Here is an 18,113-nt window from a genome sequence, read left to right as displayed (position 1 = left end):
CCCGCCGAGGGGGTGACCGCCCTGCGAGCGGATCGGGACTTACTGGTTGTACGGACCGTAGTCGTAGTCCTCCAGCGGAACCGCCTGGCCGGAGCCCGTGCCGAAGGGCGAGTAGTCGATGTCGTCGTAACCGACGGCCGAGTACATCGCGGCCTTCGCCTCCTCGGTCGGCTCGACCCGGATGTTGCGGTAGCGGGACAGGCCCGTACCGGCCGGGATGAGCTTACCGATGATCACGTTCTCCTTGAGGCCGATCAGGGAGTCCGACTTGGCGTTGATCGCCGCGTCGGTGAGCACCCGGGTCGTCTCCTGGAAGGACGCCGCCGACAGCCAGGACTCGGTCGCCAGCGATGCCTTGGTGATACCCATCAGCTGCGGACGGCCGGAGGCCGGGTGGCCGCCTTCCTGGACCACACGACGGTTCTCACCCTCGAAGCGCGAGCGCTCCACGAGCTCGCCCGGCAGCAGCTCGGCGTCGCCGGACTCGATGATCGTCACCCGGCGCAGCATCTGCCGGATGATGATCTCGATGTGCTTGTCGTGGATCGACACACCCTGCGAGTTGTAGACCTTCTGCACCTCGCCCACCAGGTGCACCTGGACGGCGCGCTGGCCGAGGATGCGCAGCACGTCGTGCGGGTTGACGGCACCCACGGTCAGCGGCTCGCCGACCTCGACGTGGTCGCCCTCGCCCACCAGCAGACGGGCTCGCTTGGAGACGCCGTAGGACGTCTCGTCGGAGCCGTCGTCCGGGGTGACGACGAGCTTCTTGGTCTTCTCGGTCTCCTCGATCCGGACGCGGCCGGCCGCCTCCGAGATCGGGGCGACACCCTTGGGCGTACGGGCCTCGAAGAGCTCGACGACACGCGGCAGACCCTGGGTGATGTCGTCACCGGCCACACCACCGGTGTGGAAGGTACGCATCGTCAGCTGGGTGCCGGGCTCACCGATGGACTGGGCGGCGATGATGCCGACCGCCTCGCCGATGTCCACCAGCTTGCCGGTCGCCAGCGAGCGGCCGTAGCACATGGCGCAGGTGCCGACGGCGGACTCGCAGGTGAGCACCGAACGGGTCTTGACCGTCTCCACGCCGTGGCGGACCAGCTCGTCGATGAGCACATCGCCCAGGTCGGTACCGGCCGGGGCCAGGACCTTCCCGTCCACGACGATGTCCTCGGCGAGGCAGCGCGCGTACACGCTGGTCTCGACGTCCTCCGTCTTGCGCAGCACACCGTCCGCGCCCCTGGACGCGATCGCGAGCTTCAGGCCGCGGTCGGTGCCGCAGTCCTCCTCGCGAATGATCACGTCCTGGGAGACGTCCACCAGACGACGGGTCAGGTAACCCGAGTCGGCGGTACGCAGGGCGGTGTCGGCGAGACCCTTACGGGCACCGTGGGTGGAGATGAAGTACTCCAGCACGGAGAGACCCTCACGGAACGACGCCTTGATGGGCCGCGGGATGGTCTCGTTCTTCGCGTTGGACACCAGACCACGCATACCGGCGATCTGACGCATCTGCATCATGTTTCCGCGCGCGCCCGAGTTGACCATCATGAAGATCGGGTTGGTCTTCGGGAAGTTCGCGTTCATCGCCTCGGCGACCTCGTTGGTCGCCTTGGTCCAGATCGCGATCAGCTCCTGGGTGCGCTCGTCCTTGGTGATCAGACCGCGCTCGTACTGCTTCTGGACCTTCTCGTCCTGCGCCTCGTAGCCCGTGATGATGGCCTTCTTGGCCTCGGGCACGACCACGTCGGAGATGGCGACGGTGACACCGGAGCGGGTGGCCCAGTGGAAACCGGCCGCCTTCAGGTTGTCCAGCGTCGCCGCGACGATGACCTTGGGGTAGCGCTCGGCGAGGTCGTTGACGATCTCGGAGAGCTGCTTCTTGCCCACCGAGTAGTCGACGAACGGGTAGTCCTCGGGCAGCAGCTCGTTGAAGAGCGCGCGGCCCAGCGTGGTGCGCAGCCGGAAGCTGTCACCGGGCTGCCAGACACCGCCGCCGACGCCGTCGTCCCCCTCCTCGGCCACCGGCGGGGTCCAGCCACGGGGCGGAACCGTACCGATCGGGAAGCGGATGTCGATCTTCGCCTGGAGCGAGAGCTCCCGGGCGTCGAACGCCATGATCGCCTCGGCGGTGGAGCCGAAGGAACGGCCCTCGCCGACGACCTCGCGCTCCTCCTCGTCGGTGGTGAGGAAGAACAGGCCCAGCACCATGTCCTGGGTCGGCATGGTCACCGGACGGCCGTCGGCCGGCTTGAGGATGTTGTTCGAGGACAGCATCAGGATGCGGGCCTCGGCCTGCGCCTCCGCGGACAGCGGCAGGTGCACGGCCATCTGGTCACCGTCGAAGTCCGCGTTGAACGCGGTGCAGACGAGCGGGTGAATCTGAATGGCCTTGCCCTCGACCAGCTGCGGCTCGAACGCCTGGATACCGAGGCGGTGCAGGGTCGGCGCACGGTTCAGCAGCACCGGGTGCTCGGCGATGACCTCTTCGAGCACGTCGTACACGACCGTGCGGCCGCGCTCGACCATGCGCTTGGCCGACTTGATGTTCTGCGCGTGGTTCAGGTCCACCAGGCGCTTCATCACGAACGGCTTGAAGAGCTCCAGCGCCATGGCCTTGGGCAGACCGCACTGGTGCAGCTTGAGCTGCGGGCCGACGACGATGACCGAACGGGCCGAGTAGTCGACTCGCTTACCGAGCAGGTTCTGACGGAACCGGCCCTGCTTGCCCTTCAGCATGTCGCTGAGGGACTTCAGCGGACGGTTACCGGGACCGGTGACCGGGCGGCCGCGGCGGCCGTTGTCGAACAGCGCGTCGACGGCCTCCTGGAGCATCCGCTTCTCGTTGTTCACGATGATCTCGGGGGCACCGAGGTCGAGCAGACGCTTGAGGCGGTTGTTCCGGTTGATCACACGGCGGTACAGGTCGTTCAGGTCGGAGGTCGCGAAGCGGCCACCGTCCAGCTGCACCATCGGACGCAGGTCCGGCGGGATCACCGGGATGCAGTCCAGCACCATGCCGTTGGGGCTGTTGCGGGTCTGGAGGAAGGCGGAGACGACCTTGAGGCGCTTGAGCGCACGGGTCTTCTTCTGGCCCTTGCCGGTCCGGATGATCTCGCGGAGCTTCTCGGCCTCCTCGTCGAGGTCGAAGGACTCCAGGCGCTTCTGGAGCGCGGCCGCGCCCATGCCGCCCATGAAGTACGTGCCGAAGCGGTCACGCAGCTCGCGGTAGAGCAGCTCGTCGCCCTCCAGGTCCTGGACCTTGAGGTTCTTGAAGCGGTTCCACACCTCGTCGAGACGGTCGATCTCGCGCTGGGCACGGTCGCGCAGCTGCTTCATCTCGCGCTCGGCGCCCTCGCGCACCTTACGGCGCACATCGGCCTTGGCGCCCTCGGCCTCGAGCTCGGCGAGGTCCGCCTCCAGCTTCTTGGCGCGGGCCTCCAGATCGGCGTCGCGGCGCTGCTCGATCTGCTGACGCTCGACGGAGACATGGGCCTCCAGTGAGGGCAGATCGCGCGTACGGCGCTCCTCGTCCACCCACGTGATCATGTAGGCGGCGAAGTAGATGACCTTCTCGAGGTCCTTCGGGGCGAGGTCGAGCAGGTAGCCCAGACGGCTGGGCACGCCCTTGAAGTACCAGATGTGGGTGACGGGAGCGGCCAGCTCGATGTGGCCCATCCGCTCACGGCGCACCTTGGCGCGGGTGACCTCGACACCGCAGCGCTCACAGATGATGCCCTTGAAACGGACGCGCTTGTACTTCCCGCAGTAGCACTCCCAGTCCCGGGTCGGACCGAAGATCTTCTCGCAGAAGAGTCCGTCCTTTTCGGGCTTGAGGGTGCGGTAGTTGATGGTTTCCGGCTTCTTGACCTCACCGTGGGACCACTGACGGATGTCATCAGCGGTGGCGAGGCCGATCCGCAGCTCGTCGAAGAAGTTGACGTCGAGCACTTGTCGTCAATCCCTCTTTCAGGGTCGTGTCTTCGGGTCTGACTGGGGGTCCGGGGAGAGGCCGGGGCGTCGCGTGGGGGGCGCCCCGACCAGACCCGTCAGACCTCTTCGACGCTGCTCGGCTCCCGCCGGGACAGGTCGATACCGAGCTCCTCCGCAGCGCGGAAGACGTCCTCGTCGGTGTCGCGCATCTCGATGGACATGCCGTCGGACGACAGCACCTCCACGTTGAGGCACAGGGACTGCATCTCCTTGATGAGCACCTTGAAGGACTCGGGGATGCCGGGCTCGGGAATGTTCTCGCCCTTGACGATGGCCTCGTAGACCTTCACTCGGCCGGTCACGTCGTCGGACTTGATGGTCAGCAGCTCCTGGAGGGCGTACGCGGCGCCATAAGCCTCCAGCGCCCACACCTCCATCTCGCCGAAGCGCTGGCCACCGAACTGAGCCTTACCACCCAGCGGCTGCTGGGTGATCATCGAGTACGGACCGGTGGACCGGGCGTGCAGCTTGTCGTCCACCAGGTGGTGCAGCTTGAGGATGTACATGTAGCCGATCGAGATCGGGTCCGGGAACGGCTCGCCGGAGCGGCCGTCGAACAGCCGGGCCTTGCCCGAGGGCAGCACCATGCGCTCGCCGTCCCGGTTCGGCACGGTGTGCTCGAACAGGCCGGCCAGCTCGTCCTCGCGGGCGCCGTCGAAGACCGGGGTCGCGACGTTGGTACCGGGCTGGACCTCGTCCGCGCCGATCGTCCGCAGCCGGTTCATCCAGTCCTCGTCGCCCTCGACCTTCCAGCCCTGGGAGGCCAGCCAGCCGAGGTGGATCTCCAGCACCTGCCCCGGGTTCATCCGGGACGGGACACCCAGCGGGTTGAGGATGATGTCGACCGGGGTGCCGTCCTCCAGGAACGGCATGTCCTCGACGGGGAGGATCTTGGAGATGACGCCCTTGTTGCCGTGGCGGCCGGCCAGCTTGTCACCGTCGGTGATCTTGCGCTTCTGCGCCACGTAGACGCGGACCAGCTGGTTCACGCCGGGCGGCAGCTCGTCGCCCTCCTCGCGGTCGAAGACGCGCACGCCGATGACCTTGCCGATCTCGCCGTGCGGCACCTTCAGCGAGGTGTCACGGACCTCACGGGCCTTCTCACCGAAGATCGCGCGCAGCAGGCGCTCCTCCGGGGTCAGCTCGGTCTCGCCCTTCGGGGTGACCTTGCCGACCAGGATGTCTCCGGCCACGACCTCGGCGCCGATGCGGATGATGCCGCGCTCGTCGAGGTCGGCCAGGACCTCCTCGGAGACGTTCGGGATGTCCCGGGTGATCTCCTCGGGGCCCAGCTTGGTGTCCCGGGCGTCGACCTCGTGCTCCTCGATGTGGATCGAGGAGAGGACGTCGTCCTGCACCAGACGCTGGCTGAGGATGATCGCGTCCTCGTAGTTGTGGCCCTCCCACGGCATGAACGCCACCAGGAGGTTCTTGCCGAGCGCCATCTCGCCGTCCTCGGTGGACGGCCCGTCGGCGAGCACCTGGCCGGCGATCACCCGGGCGCCCTCGTCCACGACGACCTTCTGGTTGAAGGAGGTGCCCTGGTTGGAGCGGGAGAACTTGGCCACCCGGTAGGTGGTGTAGGTGCCGTCGTCGTTGGCCACCGTCACGTAGTCGGCGGAGACCTCCTGGACGACACCGTCCTTCTCGGCCTTGATGACATCGCCGGCGTCGACCGCGCAGCGGTACTCCATACCGGTGCCGACCAGCGGGGACTCCGCCTTGATCAGCGGCACGGCCTGGCGCATCATGTTCGAGCCCATGAGGGCGCGGTTGGCGTCGTCGTGCTCCAGGAACGGGATCATCGCGGTCGCGACCGACACCATCTGGCGCGGCGAGACGTCCATGTAGTCCACGTCGTCGCCGGGGATGTAGTCGACCTCACCGCCACGGCGGCGGACCAGGACGCGGTTCTCGGCGAAGTGCAGGTCGTTCGTCAGCGGGGCATTGGCCTGCGCGATGACGAAGCGGTCCTCCTCGTCGGCCGTGAGGTAGTGGACCTCGTCGGTGACGACACCGTCGACGACCTTGCGGTACGGGGTCTCGATGAAACCGAACGCGTTGACCCGGCCGTACGAGGCGAGCGAGCCGATCAGACCGATGTTCGGGCCTTCGGGCGTCTCGATCGGACACATGCGGCCGTAGTGCGACGGGTGCACGTCACGGACCTCGAAGCCCGCCCGCTCACGGGAGAGACCACCGGGGCCGAGCGCGTTCAGCCGGCGCTTGTGGGTCAGACCGGACAGCGGGTTCGTCTGGTCCATGAACTGCGACAGCTGGCTGGTGCCGAAGAACTCCTTGATGGAGGCGACGACCGGCCGGATGTTGATCAGGGTCTGCGGCGTGATCGCCTCGACGTCCTGAGTGGTCATGCGCTCGCGGACGACGCGCTCCATACGGGCCAGACCCGTGCGGACCTGGTTCTGGATCAGCTCGCCGACGTTACGGATACGGCGGTTGCCGAAGTGGTCGATGTCGTCGGTCTCGACGACCACGGACTGGCCGTTGTCCCCGACGGTCTCGGTCTCACCGGCGTGCAGCTTCACCAGGTACTTGATCGAGGCGATGACGTCCTCGACCGTCAGGACGCCCGCGTCCAGCGGAGCGGCCGAACCCAGCTTCTTGTTGACCTTGTAACGGCCGACCTTGGCGAGGTCGTAGCGCTTGGGGTTGAAATAGAGGTTCTCCAGCAGCGTCTGCGCGGCCTCACGCGTGGGGGGCTCGCCCGGACGCAGCTTGCGGTAGATGTCGAGCAGCGCGTCGTCCTGACCCTGGGTGTGGTCCTTCTCCAGGGTGGCGCGCATGGACTCGTACTCGCCGAACTCCTCCAGGATCTGCTCGGTGGTCCAGCCGAGCGCCTTCAGGAGGACGGTGACGGACTGCTTGCGCTTGCGGTCGATGCGCACACCGACCATGTCGCGCTTGTCGATCTCCATCTCCAGCCAGGCACCCCGGGAGGGGATGACCTTGACCGAGAAGATGTCCTTGTCGGAGGTCTTGTCGATGGAGGAGTCGAAGTAGACACCCGGCGAGCGGACCAGCTGCGAGACGACGACACGCTCGGTGCCGTTGATGCAGAAGGTGCCCTTGTCGGTCATGAGCGGGAAGTCGCCCATGAAGACCGTCTGAGACTTGATCTCACCGGTCTCGTTGTTGGTGAACTCGGCCGTGACGAAGAGCGGAGCGGCGTACGTGAAGTCGCGCTCCTTGCACTCGTCGATCGAGTTCTTCGGCGGCTCGAAACGGTGATCACGGAAGGTCAGGGACATCGACCCGGAGAAGTCCTCGATCGGGGAGATCTCCTCGAAGATCTCCTCCAGACCGGACTTGGTGGGGACGTCCTGACCGCTGTCCAGCGCAGCCTCGACGCGAGCCTTCCACGCGGCATTGCCGAGCAGCCAATCGAAGCTCTCGGTCTGAAGCGCGAGGAGGTTCGGAACCTCGAGAGGCTCGTTGATCTTCGCAAAGGAGATGCGCAGCGGGGCGGTGCTGGCGCCATTGTTCGTATTGGCAGTCGAGGCGTTGCGCGAGGCGGCCAAGAGGGGGTCCTTCCGAGGGCTCGGACTCACTACGCGCGTACCGGTCCCACCGAGAGCCCATGGATGAAATCCCTGGTCAGGGCGTTTCCATCGGTAGTGCTCGAAGGTAGGTATGCCCCTGGTGACGGGCAGGGAGCAGCTAACAGGCAGCGCAAAGGGTCAGTGTAGCCACTTGGCACACTGATGTCCAGCGCCGAGTTTCTGAGACCGGCAGTGCCAATCTCTCCCTCCGGTGAGGGGGCGCGCCCCTCGTTGTCTTCATCCGCCCTGTCGGCAGCCTGCGCGCTCGATGCGCATATCGATACTGCCCGCTTCGCCGACGATCCATGCCTCGGAATTTCGGATCGATGTGACGTCGCGTCCTGAGAATTGCGCGCTGCGTGCCGTTCGTCAAGGCCCCCCACTCCGGCGAGATCGTCACAGGGCGTGGCGACGGGCAACGAAGATCACCCTACCTCCACAAGCCCATAAGGCAATGTAGCCGTCACGGGAACGCCGAAGGGCGACCACCCGAACGGGTGATCGCCCCTGGCGTGAATCGGATCACGCCGCCGGACGTCCTATCGGCGTGTGGCGGCGGGCCGAGAGGTCAGCGACCTCGACGGGTCACTTGACCTCGACGGAGGCGCCGGCGCCCTTGAGGGACTCGGCGGCCTTGTCGGCCTGCTCCTTGTTGACCTTCTCGAGGACCGGCTTCGGGGTGCCGTCGACGAGGTCCTTGGCCTCCTTCAGACCCAGGGAGGTCAGCTCACGCACGACCTTGATGACCTGGATCTTCTTGTCGCCGGCGCCGGTGAGGATGACGTCGAACTCGTCCTTCTCCTCCTCGGCCGGGGCAGCGGCACCGGGGACACCCGGGGCGGCGGCGACCACGGCGGCCGGGGCCGCGGCGGTGACGTCGAACTTCTCCTCGAACGCCTTCACGAACTCGGAGAGCTCGATGAGGGTCATCTCTTCGAACTGCGCGAGCAGGTCGTCCTGGCTGAGCTTCGCCATGGTGGCGGTCCTTCCACTAATTCGGCAGGTGGTGCCGGATGTACATGTCGGCGGGCTTCCGGGCCCGCTGCGACCGGGGCCTGATTACTCGGCGGCCTCGGCCTCGGCGGGAGCCGGGGTGTCGGCACCGCCCTGCTCGGCCTGCTTCTGCCGGAGCGCCTCGGCGGTCCGGACGAACTTCGACAGCGGGGCCTGGAAGAGCGCGGCAGCCTGGGACTGCTTGCCCTTCATCGCACCCGCCAGCTTGGCGAGCAGCACCTCACGGGACTCGAGGTCCGCGAGCTTCTTGATCTCGTCGGCGGACAGCGCCTTACCATCAAGGACACCGCCCTTGATGACGAGAGCGGGGTTGTCCTTGGCGAAGTCACGGAGACCCTTCGCCGCCTCGACCGGGTCACCGGTCACGAAGGCGACGGCCGACGAACCCGAGAACAGGTCGTCGAGCTGGTTGATCCCGGCCTCGTTGGCCGCGATCTTGGTCAGCGTGTTCTTCACCACACGGTACTGAGCGTTCTCACCGAGCGAACGGCGCAGCTCCTTCAGCTGCGCGACGGTGAGACCGGTGTACGCGGTCACAACGGCCGCGTTGGAGGTGCGGAACTTCTCCCGCATCTCGTCGACGGCTGCGACCTTGTCAGGACTCGCCATGAGCCTCGGCCTCCTTCCGGGTGATGAGGACCGCTTCGGTCTGAAGGAAGGAGACTGAGACAATGCGAAAACGCCCCGGCGCAGGCGCTCGGGGCGTAACTCGACCGATCGGACCCACGGCCCGTTCGGGAGTGCAACCTCAATCACCTACGCAGGTCGCCCGCAGCTAGCGGATCCTTCAGCCACCGGATCCCTTGCGGGACACGGCGACAACCAGCGGTCTTTGGCTTCTTCAGGAGGTTACGCGAACGGGCCGCGGCCAGGCAAATCGGCTCTACTGCTGGAGCATGTCCTGGAAGTCCACGGTGTCCGAGGAGGTGGGCTCGGTGACCGTCACGGTGGTGCCGTAGTCCGAGTAGTAGACCGTGGAGTCGTAGGCGCCGTTGTTGCTGGTGGCCTGCTCACGCTTCTTGACCAGCAGGTTCTCGCCGTCGACCCACAGGTCGATGGTCTCGGTGTCCATGCCGGAGGACTCCAGCTGCTTCTGGAGGGCGTCCAGGTCGGACTGGCTCAGCTCCTTGGACTGCATCTTGGCGATCTCGGAGACCTTGACCGTGCCCGTGTAGTGCGTGGCCTTGACGCCCTTCACGTCCTCGGAACCCACGCTCTTGACCTTGCCCGTGGCGAGCAGCAGCTCCACCGAGCGCGACGGGTTGTTGTTCTGCATCTGGTCCTTCAGGAACGCGCCCGAGGGACCCGCCTTCTGGGCCAGCACGTCGTAGTCGTACTTCACCCAGTGCTTACCGCCGCCGGCCTGCGCGGCGAACTCGTCGCCCATGTTCAGGAACATCGCGTCCGGGGTGTACCGCGCGTCCATCGGCTTGCCCGCGATGGGCGACGAGGCGACGGCGCCACCGTTCTGGGTGATGGACATGTTGGCCCGGATACCGTCGGCCCAGTCCATCGAACCGGACATCTGCGAGTTCTGCTCGCCCATCTTGGTGGTGCCCTCGACCTTGGCCGAGTTCTTCTTGTCCGTCTGCTGCGAGGCCAGCTTGAGCGCCGCCAGCGGGCTCATCGCGGACTGGCCCGACTTCTCCCCCGCCTTGTCGCCGGCCTTGTCATCGCCGGACTTCTCGCTACCGCACGCGGTGAGGCCGACCATCAGAACGACGCTTCCGGCGGCTATCGCCCATCGCACACCGACATGAGTACCGCGCACGGCTCCCCCTAGTTTTTATTTCTCTTTTACGTCTGTGCTGAGTGACTCTAGCGGAGGTGTCCGACAACGGAAGAAGCCGGGCCCCCGCACCTTCGACGCGGTGCGGGGGCCCGGCGGTTGCACACCGTGGTGCGCCGGTTCAGAAGCCGCCTCAGACGGCCTCTTCCTCGGCCAGCAGGTTGCGGGTGCGGTTGGCGTCCAGCGGGATGCCGGGGCCCATCGTGGTGGTCAGGGTCGCCTTCTTGATGTAGCGGCCCTTCGCGGCGGACGGCTTGAGACGGTTGACCTCCTCGAGCGCCGCGGCGTAGTTCTCCACCAGCTTGGTCTCGTCGAACGAGAGCTTGCCGATGATGAAGTGCAGGTTGGCGTGCTTGTCGACGCGGAACTCGATCTTGCCGCCCTTGATCTCCGTGACGGCCTTGGCGACGTCCGGGGTGACCGTGCCGGTCTTCGGGTTCGGCATCAGACCACGCGGACCGAGCACCCGGCCGAGACGGCCGACCTTGCCCATGAGATCCGGGGTGGCGACAACGGCGTCGAAGTCCAGACGGCCCTTGGACACCTCGTCGATGAGCTCGTCGGAGCCGACGATGTCGGCGCCGGCGGCCTCCGCGGCCGCAGCACGGTCACCGGTCGCGAAGACCAGGACCCGGGCGGTCTTACCGGTGCCGTGCGGCAGGTTCACGGTGCCGCGGACCATCTGGTCGGCCTTGCGCGGGTCGACGCCCAGGCGCATGGCGACCTCGACGGTCGCGTCGAACTTGGTCGCGGAGGTGTCCTTCGCCAGCCGGACGGCCTCGAGCGGGGCGTACGCGCGCTCCCGGTCGATCTTGGCGTCCGCAGCGCGGAGAGTCTTGCTGCGCTTGCTCACTCTTGCTCCTGATGTCTGTGGAGTTCGTGGTCCGGGCCAGCGCTTGGCCCTGCCACAGATGGCCGCGAGGGCCGTCGGCCCTCGCTGTGGAGGTGTCAGCCCTCGACCGTGATGCCCATGGAGCGGGCGGTGCCGGCGATGATCTTCTCGGCGGCGTCCAGGTCGTTGGCGTTCAGGTCGGGCATCTTGGTGGTGGCGATCTCACGCACCTGGTCGCGGGTGATCTTGGCGACCTTGGTCTTGTGCGGCTCGCCGGAGCCCTTCTCCACGCCCGCGGCCTTGAGGATCAGCTTGGCGGCCGGCGGGGTCTTGGTCACGAAGGTGAAGGAGCGGTCCTCGTAGACCGTGATCTCCACTGGCACGACCATGCCGCGCTGCGACTCGGTCGCGGCGTTGTATGCCTTGCAGAACTCCATGATGTTGACGCCGTGCTGACCCAGCGCGGGGCCGACCGGCGGGGCCGGGTTCGCGGCGCCGGCCTGGATCTGGAGCTTGATCAGCCCCGTGACCTTCTTCTTCTTGGGAGGCATGCTCTCTCCGGGTCCTAGTGAGAGGTTGTTCGCCTCCGAACCGGATCATCCGGATGGAGGCATACCGCACAACGATAACGGGTATAGCTGTGCGCCTTAAAACCGAGCAGGTCAGACCGGCCGCGAAAGCCCGTCTGACCTGTTCGGAAGTTCTCGTGATGAGACTTAGTTCTTCTGGATCTGGTCGAAGCTCAGCTCGACCGGGGTCTCCCGGCCGAAGATCTCCACCAGGCCCTTGACCTTCTTGGAGTCGGCGTTGATCTCGTTGATCGTCGCCTGGAGGGTCGCGAACGGGCCGTCGGTGACGGTGACCGAGTCGCCGACCTCGAAGTCCAGCACCTGGACCTCGACCTTGCGGCTCGGCGCCGGCATGCCGCTCTCCTCGGCGGCGGCCTTGGCGGCCTTCTCCTCGGCCTCGGGGGCGAGCATCTTGACGATCTCGTCCAGGGTCAGCGGGTACGGGTCGTAGGCGTTGCCCACGAAGCCGGTGACACCCGGGGTGTTACGGACCACACCCCACGATTCGTTCGTCAGGTCCATGCGGACGAGCACATAGCCGGGCAGCTTGTTCTGCCGGACGTTCTTGCGCTCGCCGTTCTTGATCTGGACGATCTCTTCCTCGGGGACCTCGGCCTGGTAGATGAAGTCCTCGACGTTCAGCGAGACGGCACGCTGCTCCAGGTTGGCCTTCACGCGCTTCTCGTAGCCCGCGTAGGTGTGGATCACATACCACTCACCGGGCAGCCCACGCAGCTCCTCGCGGAGCGCCTCGACCGGGTCGACCTCGGTCGCGTCGACCGCCTCGCCCAGCCCTTCCGGCTCGGCCTTCTCGTCCTCGAGGGCCTTCTCGTCCTCGACACGCAGCGCGTCCTCCTCGGCGGGCACACCCGCCGCGGCGTCGGCTGCTTCAGCCTGGTCGGAGTCCGCCGCCTCGACGATGTCGAGCTCGTCCTCACGGGACTCGACGGGCTCGGCGGCGTCGTTCAGGTTCGGGTCAGACACTGTGGCTGCTTCTTCCTGGCTTCAAAGGGGTGGAACGTGCGAAAGAGGCGACGCCGGGAAAGCGGTCGCCCTTCGCGAGGGTCTCAGCCAAAGACGTACTTGATGGCGTTGTTGAACCCATAGTCAATCACGGTCACGATGCCGATCATGATGACGACGAAGACGATCACCACGCTGGTGTACGTCGACAGCTGACCGCGCGTGGGCCAGACGACCTTCCGCAGCTCAGCGATGATCTGGCGGTAGAAAAGCGCGAGTCGGCCGAAGGGCCCCTTCTTCGCGCGCTTACCGCCACGGCGGCTCTTGGTCGCCACTTCATCCTCGGGACGACCGCTTTCAGGCGTCGCGGTGGAGCCAAGGGCTTCCGTCACTCGTCCTCACCTGAATCCGGGTCGTGGCCGTGCCGCGTCCGGCCCGGCCGCACAGCGGTGCTTGTCCTTGCGTACGCATGCACGCACCCTCATCACAGTGCGTGTAGCAGGGCCGGAGGGACTTGAACCCCCAACCGCTGGTTTTGGAGACCAGTGCTCTACCAATTGAGCTACGACCCTTTGCGGCACTCCCAACCTACCGCATACATCCGGCTGCACGGAGTGTGCGGTCGGATCCGGCTGTTGATCGGCCAACGACGGATGAGTGTACGTGCTTGACGGCCGGGCGTCGAACGAGAAGCGCGCGAAGTCTCCGCAAACCCGTGTGCCACCCATTTCGCCCGTCTGCGACGATGCATCTATGACCGCTGCTACTCCCCCAGTACAGTCCCCGACCGACCGGCGGGTATCGGCCCGGATCGGCTCGATCTCCGAGTCCGCGACCCTCGCCGTCGACGCCAAGGCCAAGGCCCTCAAGGCCGCGGGCCGTCCGGTGATCGGCTTCGGCGCCGGTGAGCCCGACTTCCCCACGCCCGACTACGTGGTCGACGCCGCGGCGGCGGCCTGCCGCGACCCGAAGTACCACCGCTACACCCCGGCCGGCGGGCTGCCCGAGCTCAAGGCCGCGATCGCCGCGAAGACGCTGCGCGACAGCGGGTACGAGGTCGAGGCGGCCCAGATCCTGGTGACCAACGGCGGTAAGCAGGCGATCTACGAGGCGTTCGCCGCGATCCTGGACCCGGGCGACGAGGTCATCGTCCCCGCGCCGTACTGGACGACCTACCCGGAGTCGATCCGGCTGGCCGGCGGTGTCCCGGTGGAGGTCGTCGCCGACGAGACGACCGGCTACCGCGTCTCCGTCGAGCAGCTGGAGGCGGCCCGCACCAAGAACACCAAGGTGCTGCTCTTCGTCTCCCCCTCCAACCCCACCGGCGCGGTCTACAGCCGTGAGCAGATCGAGGAGATCGGCCGCTGGGCCGCCGAGCACGGGCTGTGGGTGCTGACCGACGAGATCTACGAGCACCTGGTCTACGGCGACGCCGCCGCGCGCGCCAGCGCTGATGGACGCAGCCAGTCGCTGCCGGTCGTGGTGCCCGAGCTGCGGGACAAGTGCATCGTGGTCAACGGGGTCGCGAAGACGTACGCGATGACCGGCTGGCGGGTGGGCTGGGTCATCGGCCCCAAGGACGTCATCAAGGCCGCGACCAACCTCCAGTCGCACGCCACCTCGAATGTGAGCAATGTCGCTCAGGTCGCCGCGCTGACCGCCGTCGCGGGCGACCTCGACGCCGTGGCCACGATGCGCGAGGCGTTCGACCGCCGCCGCCGCACCATCGTGCGGATGCTGAACGAGATCGACGGCGTCGAGTGCCCGGAGCCGGAGGGCGCCTTCTACGCCTACCCCTCGGTCAAGGGGCTGCTCGGCAAGGAGATCCGCGGCAAGCGGCCGCGGACCACCGTCGAGCTGGCGGAGCTGATCCTGGAGGAGGCCGAGGTCGCGGTGGTCCCGGGCGAGGCGTTCGGCACCCCGGGCTATCTGCGGCTGTCCTACGCGCTGGGCGACGAGGACCTCGTCGAGGGCGTCTCCCGGCTCCAGAAGCTGCTGGGCGAGGCGAGCGCGTAAGGCGCCGCGTCCGCACGTACGTCCGCTCGTACGCCTGGACGCGGGTCCGCGAGCACATGGGAACGGGCCGGAATCCGCGGGGACGGATCCGGCCCGTTTCGCATGTGTGCGCCTCCCCGTTCGGGGAAAGCGGTACCGACCGATCCGGTCGTGCGGCAGTATCTGCTGATGGCACGCGATGTACACCTGCTCCCCAAAGCGCATCTGCATCTTCACTTCACCGGCTCCATGCGCCCCGCAACCCTCCTCGAACTCGCCGACAAGTACGGCGTCCACCTCCCCGAGGCACTGAGCGGCGGCGAGCCGCCGAAGCTGCGCGCGACCGATGAGCGCGGCTGGTTCCGCTTCCAGCGGCTGTACGACATCGCACGCTCCTGCCTCCGCGAGCCCGACGACATCCGGCGGCTGGTGCGCGAGGCGGCCCAGGAGGATGTGCGGGACGGGGCCCAGTGGCTGGAGATCCAGGTGGACCCCACCTCGTACGCCCCGCGTCTGGGCGGGCTGACCCCGGCGATCGAGGTCATCCTGGACGCGGTCGAGAGCGCCTCCGCGGACACCGGGCTGGGGATCAGGGTGCTGATCGCCGCCAACCGCATGAAGCATCCGCTGGAGGCGCGCACCCTCGCCCGGCTCGCGGTGCGCTACGCGGACCGCGGCGTCGTCGGCTTCGGCCTCTCCAACGACGAACGGCGCGGATTCGCCCGTGACTTCGACCGGGCCTTCGCCATCGCCCGGGACGGCGGGCTGCTGGCGGCGCCGCACGGCGGCGAGCTCTCGGGCCCCGGCAGCGTGCGGGACTGCCTGGACGACCTCGGCGCGATCCGGGTCGGCCACGGGGTGCGCGCGGCGGAGGACCCGCGGCTGCTGACCCGGCTCGCCGAGCGCCAGGTGACCTGCGAGGTGTGCCCGTCGTCCAACGTGGCGCTCGGGGTCTACGAGAAGCCCGAGGACGTGCCGCTGCGCACGCTGTACGACGCGGGGGTGCCGATGGCGCTCGGAGCGGACGACCCGCTGCTGTTCGGCTCACGGCTGGCGGCGCAGTACGAGCTGGCGCGCGAGCACCATGGCTTCACGGACGCCGAACTGGCCGAGCTGGCCCGTCAGTCGGTACGCGGTTCGGCCGCGCCGGAGGAGGTGCGGCAGCGGATGCTGGCGGATATCGACGACTGGCTGGCGGGCTGACCTACTCACGTGAGTAGGTTGGATCAGAGGCTCACGCCGACCGTCACCGGCTCGTTGATCAGCCGGATCCCGAACGCCTCCTCGACCCCGGCCACCACCTCGCGGGCCAGCGCCAGCAGATCCTCGGTCGTGGCCTCGCCCCGGTTGGTGAGGGCGAGCGTGTGCTTGGTGGAGATCCGGGCCGGGCCGGTGCCGTAGCCCTTGGTGAAGCCCGCCTTGTCGATCAGCCAGGCCGCGGAGGTCTTGGTCAGACCGTCGCCCGCCGGGAAGGCGGGCGGCGCGGTGTCCGGGCCGAGGCGTTCGGCTACGCGGGCCAGGAAGGCGGCGTAGGCGTCCTCGGTGAGCACCGGGTTGGTGAAGAACGACCCCGCGGACCAGGTGTCGTGGTCCCCGGGGGCGAGCACCATGCCCTTGCCCGCGCGCAGCCCCAGGACGGTCTCGCGGGCCACGGCGGCCGGCACCCGGTCCCCCACCTCGACACCGAGCACCCGTGCGGTCTCGGCGTAGCGGACGGGTGCGGAGAGCCCGCCGGCGTCCTCGAGGCCGAAGCGGACCCGGAGCACCACATGGCGGTCGGGGTCGGCCTTGAAGCGGCTGTGGCGGTAGGAGAAGGCGCAGTCGGCGTTGGGGATCGTGACGACCTCGTCGGCGCGGCGGTCGTAGGCGATCACCTCGGTGATCGTGGTGGAGACCTCCTGGCCGTAGGCGCCGACGTTCTGTATCGGCGTCGCTCCCGCGGAACCGGGGATTCCGGCGAGGCATTCGATGCCCGCGAGCCCCGCCCGGACCGTACGGGCCACGGCGTCCGACCAGTTCTCGCCCGCGGCGAGCTCCAGACGGGTGCCGTCGAGGGTGAAGCCGCTGGTCGCGATGTGCAGCGCGGTGCCGTCGAAGCCCTTGTCGGCGATGACCAGATTGCTGCCGCCGCCGATCACCAGCAGCGGGGTCCCGGCCGCGTCGGCCTCACGGACCGCGGCGATGACCTCGTCGTCCGTGGTGGCCGTGATCAGCCGGTTGGCCGGTCCGCCGAGGCGGAAGGTGGTGAGGGGCGCGAGGGGGGCGTCGTGGAGTTCCTGCACGCGCTCAAGGGTACGGGGGCGCCCCCTGGGGCCTCGAAGTGGCCGCCCCCGGTGTGGGGATCCGGGGGCCGACGGGCATGCGGCCCGTAAGGCGCTCGGACGGGCTTCACACGCTCTGGCGTGCTCTCCTCCGCCCGGGGGGACACTCGGGCGCGGTCGAGGGCTCAGACGAGCCGTACCACGGCGCGGGCCCGGCCCAGCACCTTCTGGCCGGCGCTGGTCGCCGTGATGTCGAGGCGCACCGTACGGGCCTCGTCGTCCAGCTTGGCGGCGACCTTGGCGCCGATCTCGACGACCGCGCCCTTGTCGTCGTTGGGGACCACGACCGGCCTGGTGAAGCGGACGCCGTACTCGACGAGGGCGCCGGGGTCGCCAGCCCACTCGGTCACCACCCGGGCCGCCTCGGCCATGGTGTAGGCGCCATGGGCGATGACGTCGGGGAGGCCGACCTCCTTGGCGAACTTCTCGTTCCAGTGGATCGGGTTGAAGTCGCCCGACGCGCCCGCGTACCGCACGAGGTCGGCGCGGTTCACCCGGAACTCGCGCACCGGCACCTCGGTGCCGACCTCCACGGAGTCGTACGAGATCTTGGCCGTCATCTGCTCTCCTCCACCTCTGCGTCGGCGGCGCGGGCCACCAGCGTCGTGAACGACGTCGCTACATGATCACCCGCCTCGTCGTGGACCTCACCGCGGACGGACAGGATGTCGTTGCCCGCCAGCGACTTGATCGAGTCGATGATCGAGGTGACCCTCAGGCGGTCCCCCGCGCGGACCGGGCGGGTGTACTCGAACCGCTGATCGCCATGGACCACCCGGCTGTAGTCCAGTCCCAACTGCGGGTCCTCGACAACCTGCTTCCCGGCCGCCTTGAAGGTGATCGTGAAGATGAACGTCGGCGGGGCGATCACATCGGGGTAGCCGAGGGCCTTGGCCGCCTCGGGGTCGGTGTAGACCGGATTGGTGTCGCCGAGGGACTCGGCGAATTCCCGGATCTTCTCCCGGCCGACCTCGTACGGGGCGGTGGGCGGATAGGTCCGCCCTACGAAGGACTGGTCGAGCGCCATCGGCGCACACCTCCTGCGATTGAATTACCAACGAAACGAGGCCGCCC

Annotated in this window: 14 protein-coding genes and 1 tRNA gene; 2 read left to right on the top strand and 13 right to left on the bottom strand. The window is 67.7% G+C overall.

All coding sequences use genetic code 11. The annotated features are described in order from the left end of the window. Positions 1-39: 39 nt before the first annotated feature. The 10 genes from NQU54_RS26825 to NQU54_RS26780 all read right to left on the bottom strand — a co-directional run bounded on the left by NQU54_RS26825 (position 40) and on the right by NQU54_RS26780 (position 13,295). Positions 40-3,954, bottom strand: a complete 3,915-nt coding sequence (locus NQU54_RS26825; protein ID WP_069865234.1) for a DNA-directed RNA polymerase subunit beta' — start codon at positions 3,952-3,954, stop codon at positions 40-42. Positions 3,955-4,052: 98 nt separating this feature from the next. After that, entirely contained in the window at positions 4,053-7,535 is a 3,483-nt protein-coding gene (rpoB, locus tag NQU54_RS26820; RefSeq protein WP_069865236.1) for a DNA-directed RNA polymerase subunit beta, read from the bottom strand. A 606-nt stretch (positions 7,536-8,141) separates the two neighbouring features. After that, positions 8,142-8,531 carry a 50S ribosomal protein L7/L12 gene (rplL, locus tag NQU54_RS26815; RefSeq protein WP_257633352.1) on the bottom strand — a complete coding sequence of 130 codons (390 nt, stop codon included), beginning with the start codon at positions 8,529-8,531 and terminating at the stop codon, positions 8,142-8,144. An 84-nt stretch (positions 8,532-8,615) separates the two neighbouring features. Continuing rightward, entirely contained in the window at positions 8,616-9,179 is a 564-nt protein-coding gene (gene rplJ, locus NQU54_RS26810) for a 50S ribosomal protein L10 (protein WP_069865240.1), read from the bottom strand. 274 nt (positions 9,180-9,453) lie between these two features. After that, positions 9,454-10,341, bottom strand: a complete 888-nt coding sequence (locus NQU54_RS26805) for an SCO4651 family lipoprotein (RefSeq protein WP_313905863.1) — start codon at positions 10,339-10,341, stop codon at positions 9,454-9,456. Between the two features lie 151 nt (positions 10,342-10,492). After that, positions 10,493-11,212, bottom strand: a complete 720-nt coding sequence (gene rplA / locus NQU54_RS26800) for a 50S ribosomal protein L1 (RefSeq protein ID WP_069865244.1) — start codon at positions 11,210-11,212, stop codon at positions 10,493-10,495. Between the two features lie 95 nt (positions 11,213-11,307). After that, positions 11,308-11,742 (bottom strand): 50S ribosomal protein L11, encoded by a 435-nt coding sequence (gene rplK, locus NQU54_RS26795; RefSeq protein ID WP_020869305.1) that lies wholly within the window; start codon positions 11,740-11,742, stop codon positions 11,308-11,310. Positions 11,743-11,907: 165 nt separating this feature from the next. Continuing rightward, positions 11,908-12,744: a transcription termination/antitermination protein NusG gene (nusG, locus tag NQU54_RS26790; RefSeq protein ID WP_069865246.1), complete on the bottom strand. Its 837-nt coding sequence runs from the start codon at positions 12,742-12,744 to the stop codon at positions 11,908-11,910. Between the two features lie 83 nt (positions 12,745-12,827). Beyond that, a complete protein-coding gene (secE, locus tag NQU54_RS26785) occupies positions 12,828-13,115 on the bottom strand; it encodes a preprotein translocase subunit SecE (protein ID WP_069865248.1) in 288 nt (95 codons plus the stop codon). A 107-nt stretch (positions 13,116-13,222) separates the two neighbouring features. After that, positions 13,223-13,295, bottom strand: a tRNA-Trp gene (locus NQU54_RS26780). Between the two features lie 181 nt (positions 13,296-13,476). On the opposite strand from NQU54_RS26780, the gene NQU54_RS26775 reads away from it, so the two are divergent. Both NQU54_RS26775 and NQU54_RS26770 read left to right on the top strand, forming a co-directional pair. Beyond that, positions 13,477-14,739, top strand: coding sequence for a pyridoxal phosphate-dependent aminotransferase (locus NQU54_RS26775; protein ID WP_257633351.1), 1,263 nt, complete (start codon positions 13,477-13,479; stop codon positions 14,737-14,739). A gap of 168 nt (positions 14,740-14,907) precedes the next feature. Beyond that, a complete protein-coding gene (locus NQU54_RS26770; RefSeq protein WP_147966129.1) occupies positions 14,908-15,921 on the top strand; it encodes an adenosine deaminase in 1,014 nt (337 codons plus the stop codon). 23 nt (positions 15,922-15,944) lie between these two features. Here NQU54_RS26770 and NQU54_RS26765 read toward each other — a convergent pair whose 3' ends face one another. From NQU54_RS26765 to NQU54_RS26755, 3 genes are all read right to left on the bottom strand, one after another. Continuing rightward, complete coding sequence (locus NQU54_RS26765; RefSeq protein ID WP_257633350.1) at positions 15,945-17,000, bottom strand: UDP-N-acetylmuramate dehydrogenase; 1,056 nt, start codon at positions 16,998-17,000, stop codon at positions 15,945-15,947. A 164-nt stretch (positions 17,001-17,164) separates the two neighbouring features. Further along, entirely contained in the window at positions 17,165-17,599 is a 435-nt protein-coding gene (locus NQU54_RS26760) for a MaoC family dehydratase (protein WP_257633349.1), read from the bottom strand. After that, positions 17,596-18,066 (bottom strand): MaoC family dehydratase N-terminal domain-containing protein, encoded by a 471-nt coding sequence (locus tag NQU54_RS26755; protein ID WP_069865256.1) that lies wholly within the window; start codon positions 18,064-18,066, stop codon positions 17,596-17,598. Before NQU54_RS26755 ends, NQU54_RS26760 begins: the two co-directional genes overlap by 4 nt. Positions 18,067-18,113: the final 47 nt, after the last annotated feature.

Origin of the sequence: Streptomyces malaysiensis subsp. samsunensis, assembly GCF_024519315.1 — a bacterium.
GTDB classification, from domain to species: Bacteria; Actinomycetota; Actinomycetes; order Streptomycetales; family Streptomycetaceae; genus Streptomyces; species Streptomyces malaysiensis.
Note: the sequence above shows the minus strand (reverse complement) of the source record. Positions and strands in the feature narration are given on the sequence as shown.

What these genes read in the sequence shown, in the direction of transcription:
- rplL (WP_257633352.1), bottom strand. Translation starts at nt 8,531, where the DNA reads ATGGCGAAGCTCAGCCAGGACGACCTGCTCGCGCAGTTCGAAGAGATG.
- rplJ (WP_069865240.1), bottom strand. Translation starts at nt 9,179, where the DNA reads ATGGCGAGTCCTGACAAGGTCGCAGCCGTCGACGAGATGCGGGAGAAG.
- rplK (WP_020869305.1), bottom strand. Translation starts at nt 11,742, where the DNA reads ATGCCTCCCAAGAAGAAGAAGGTCACGGGGCTGATCAAGCTCCAGATC.
- NQU54_RS26775 (WP_257633351.1), top strand. Translation starts at nt 13,477, where the DNA reads ATGACCGCTGCTACTCCCCCAGTACAGTCCCCGACCGACCGGCGGGTA.
- NQU54_RS26770 (WP_147966129.1), top strand. Translation starts at nt 14,908, where the DNA reads ATGGCACGCGATGTACACCTGCTCCCCAAAGCGCATCTGCATCTTCAC.
- NQU54_RS26760 (WP_257633349.1), bottom strand. Translation starts at nt 17,599, where the DNA reads ATGACGGCCAAGATCTCGTACGACTCCGTGGAGGTCGGCACCGAGGTG.
- NQU54_RS26755 (WP_069865256.1), bottom strand. Translation starts at nt 18,066, where the DNA reads ATGGCGCTCGACCAGTCCTTCGTAGGGCGGACCTATCCGCCCACCGCC.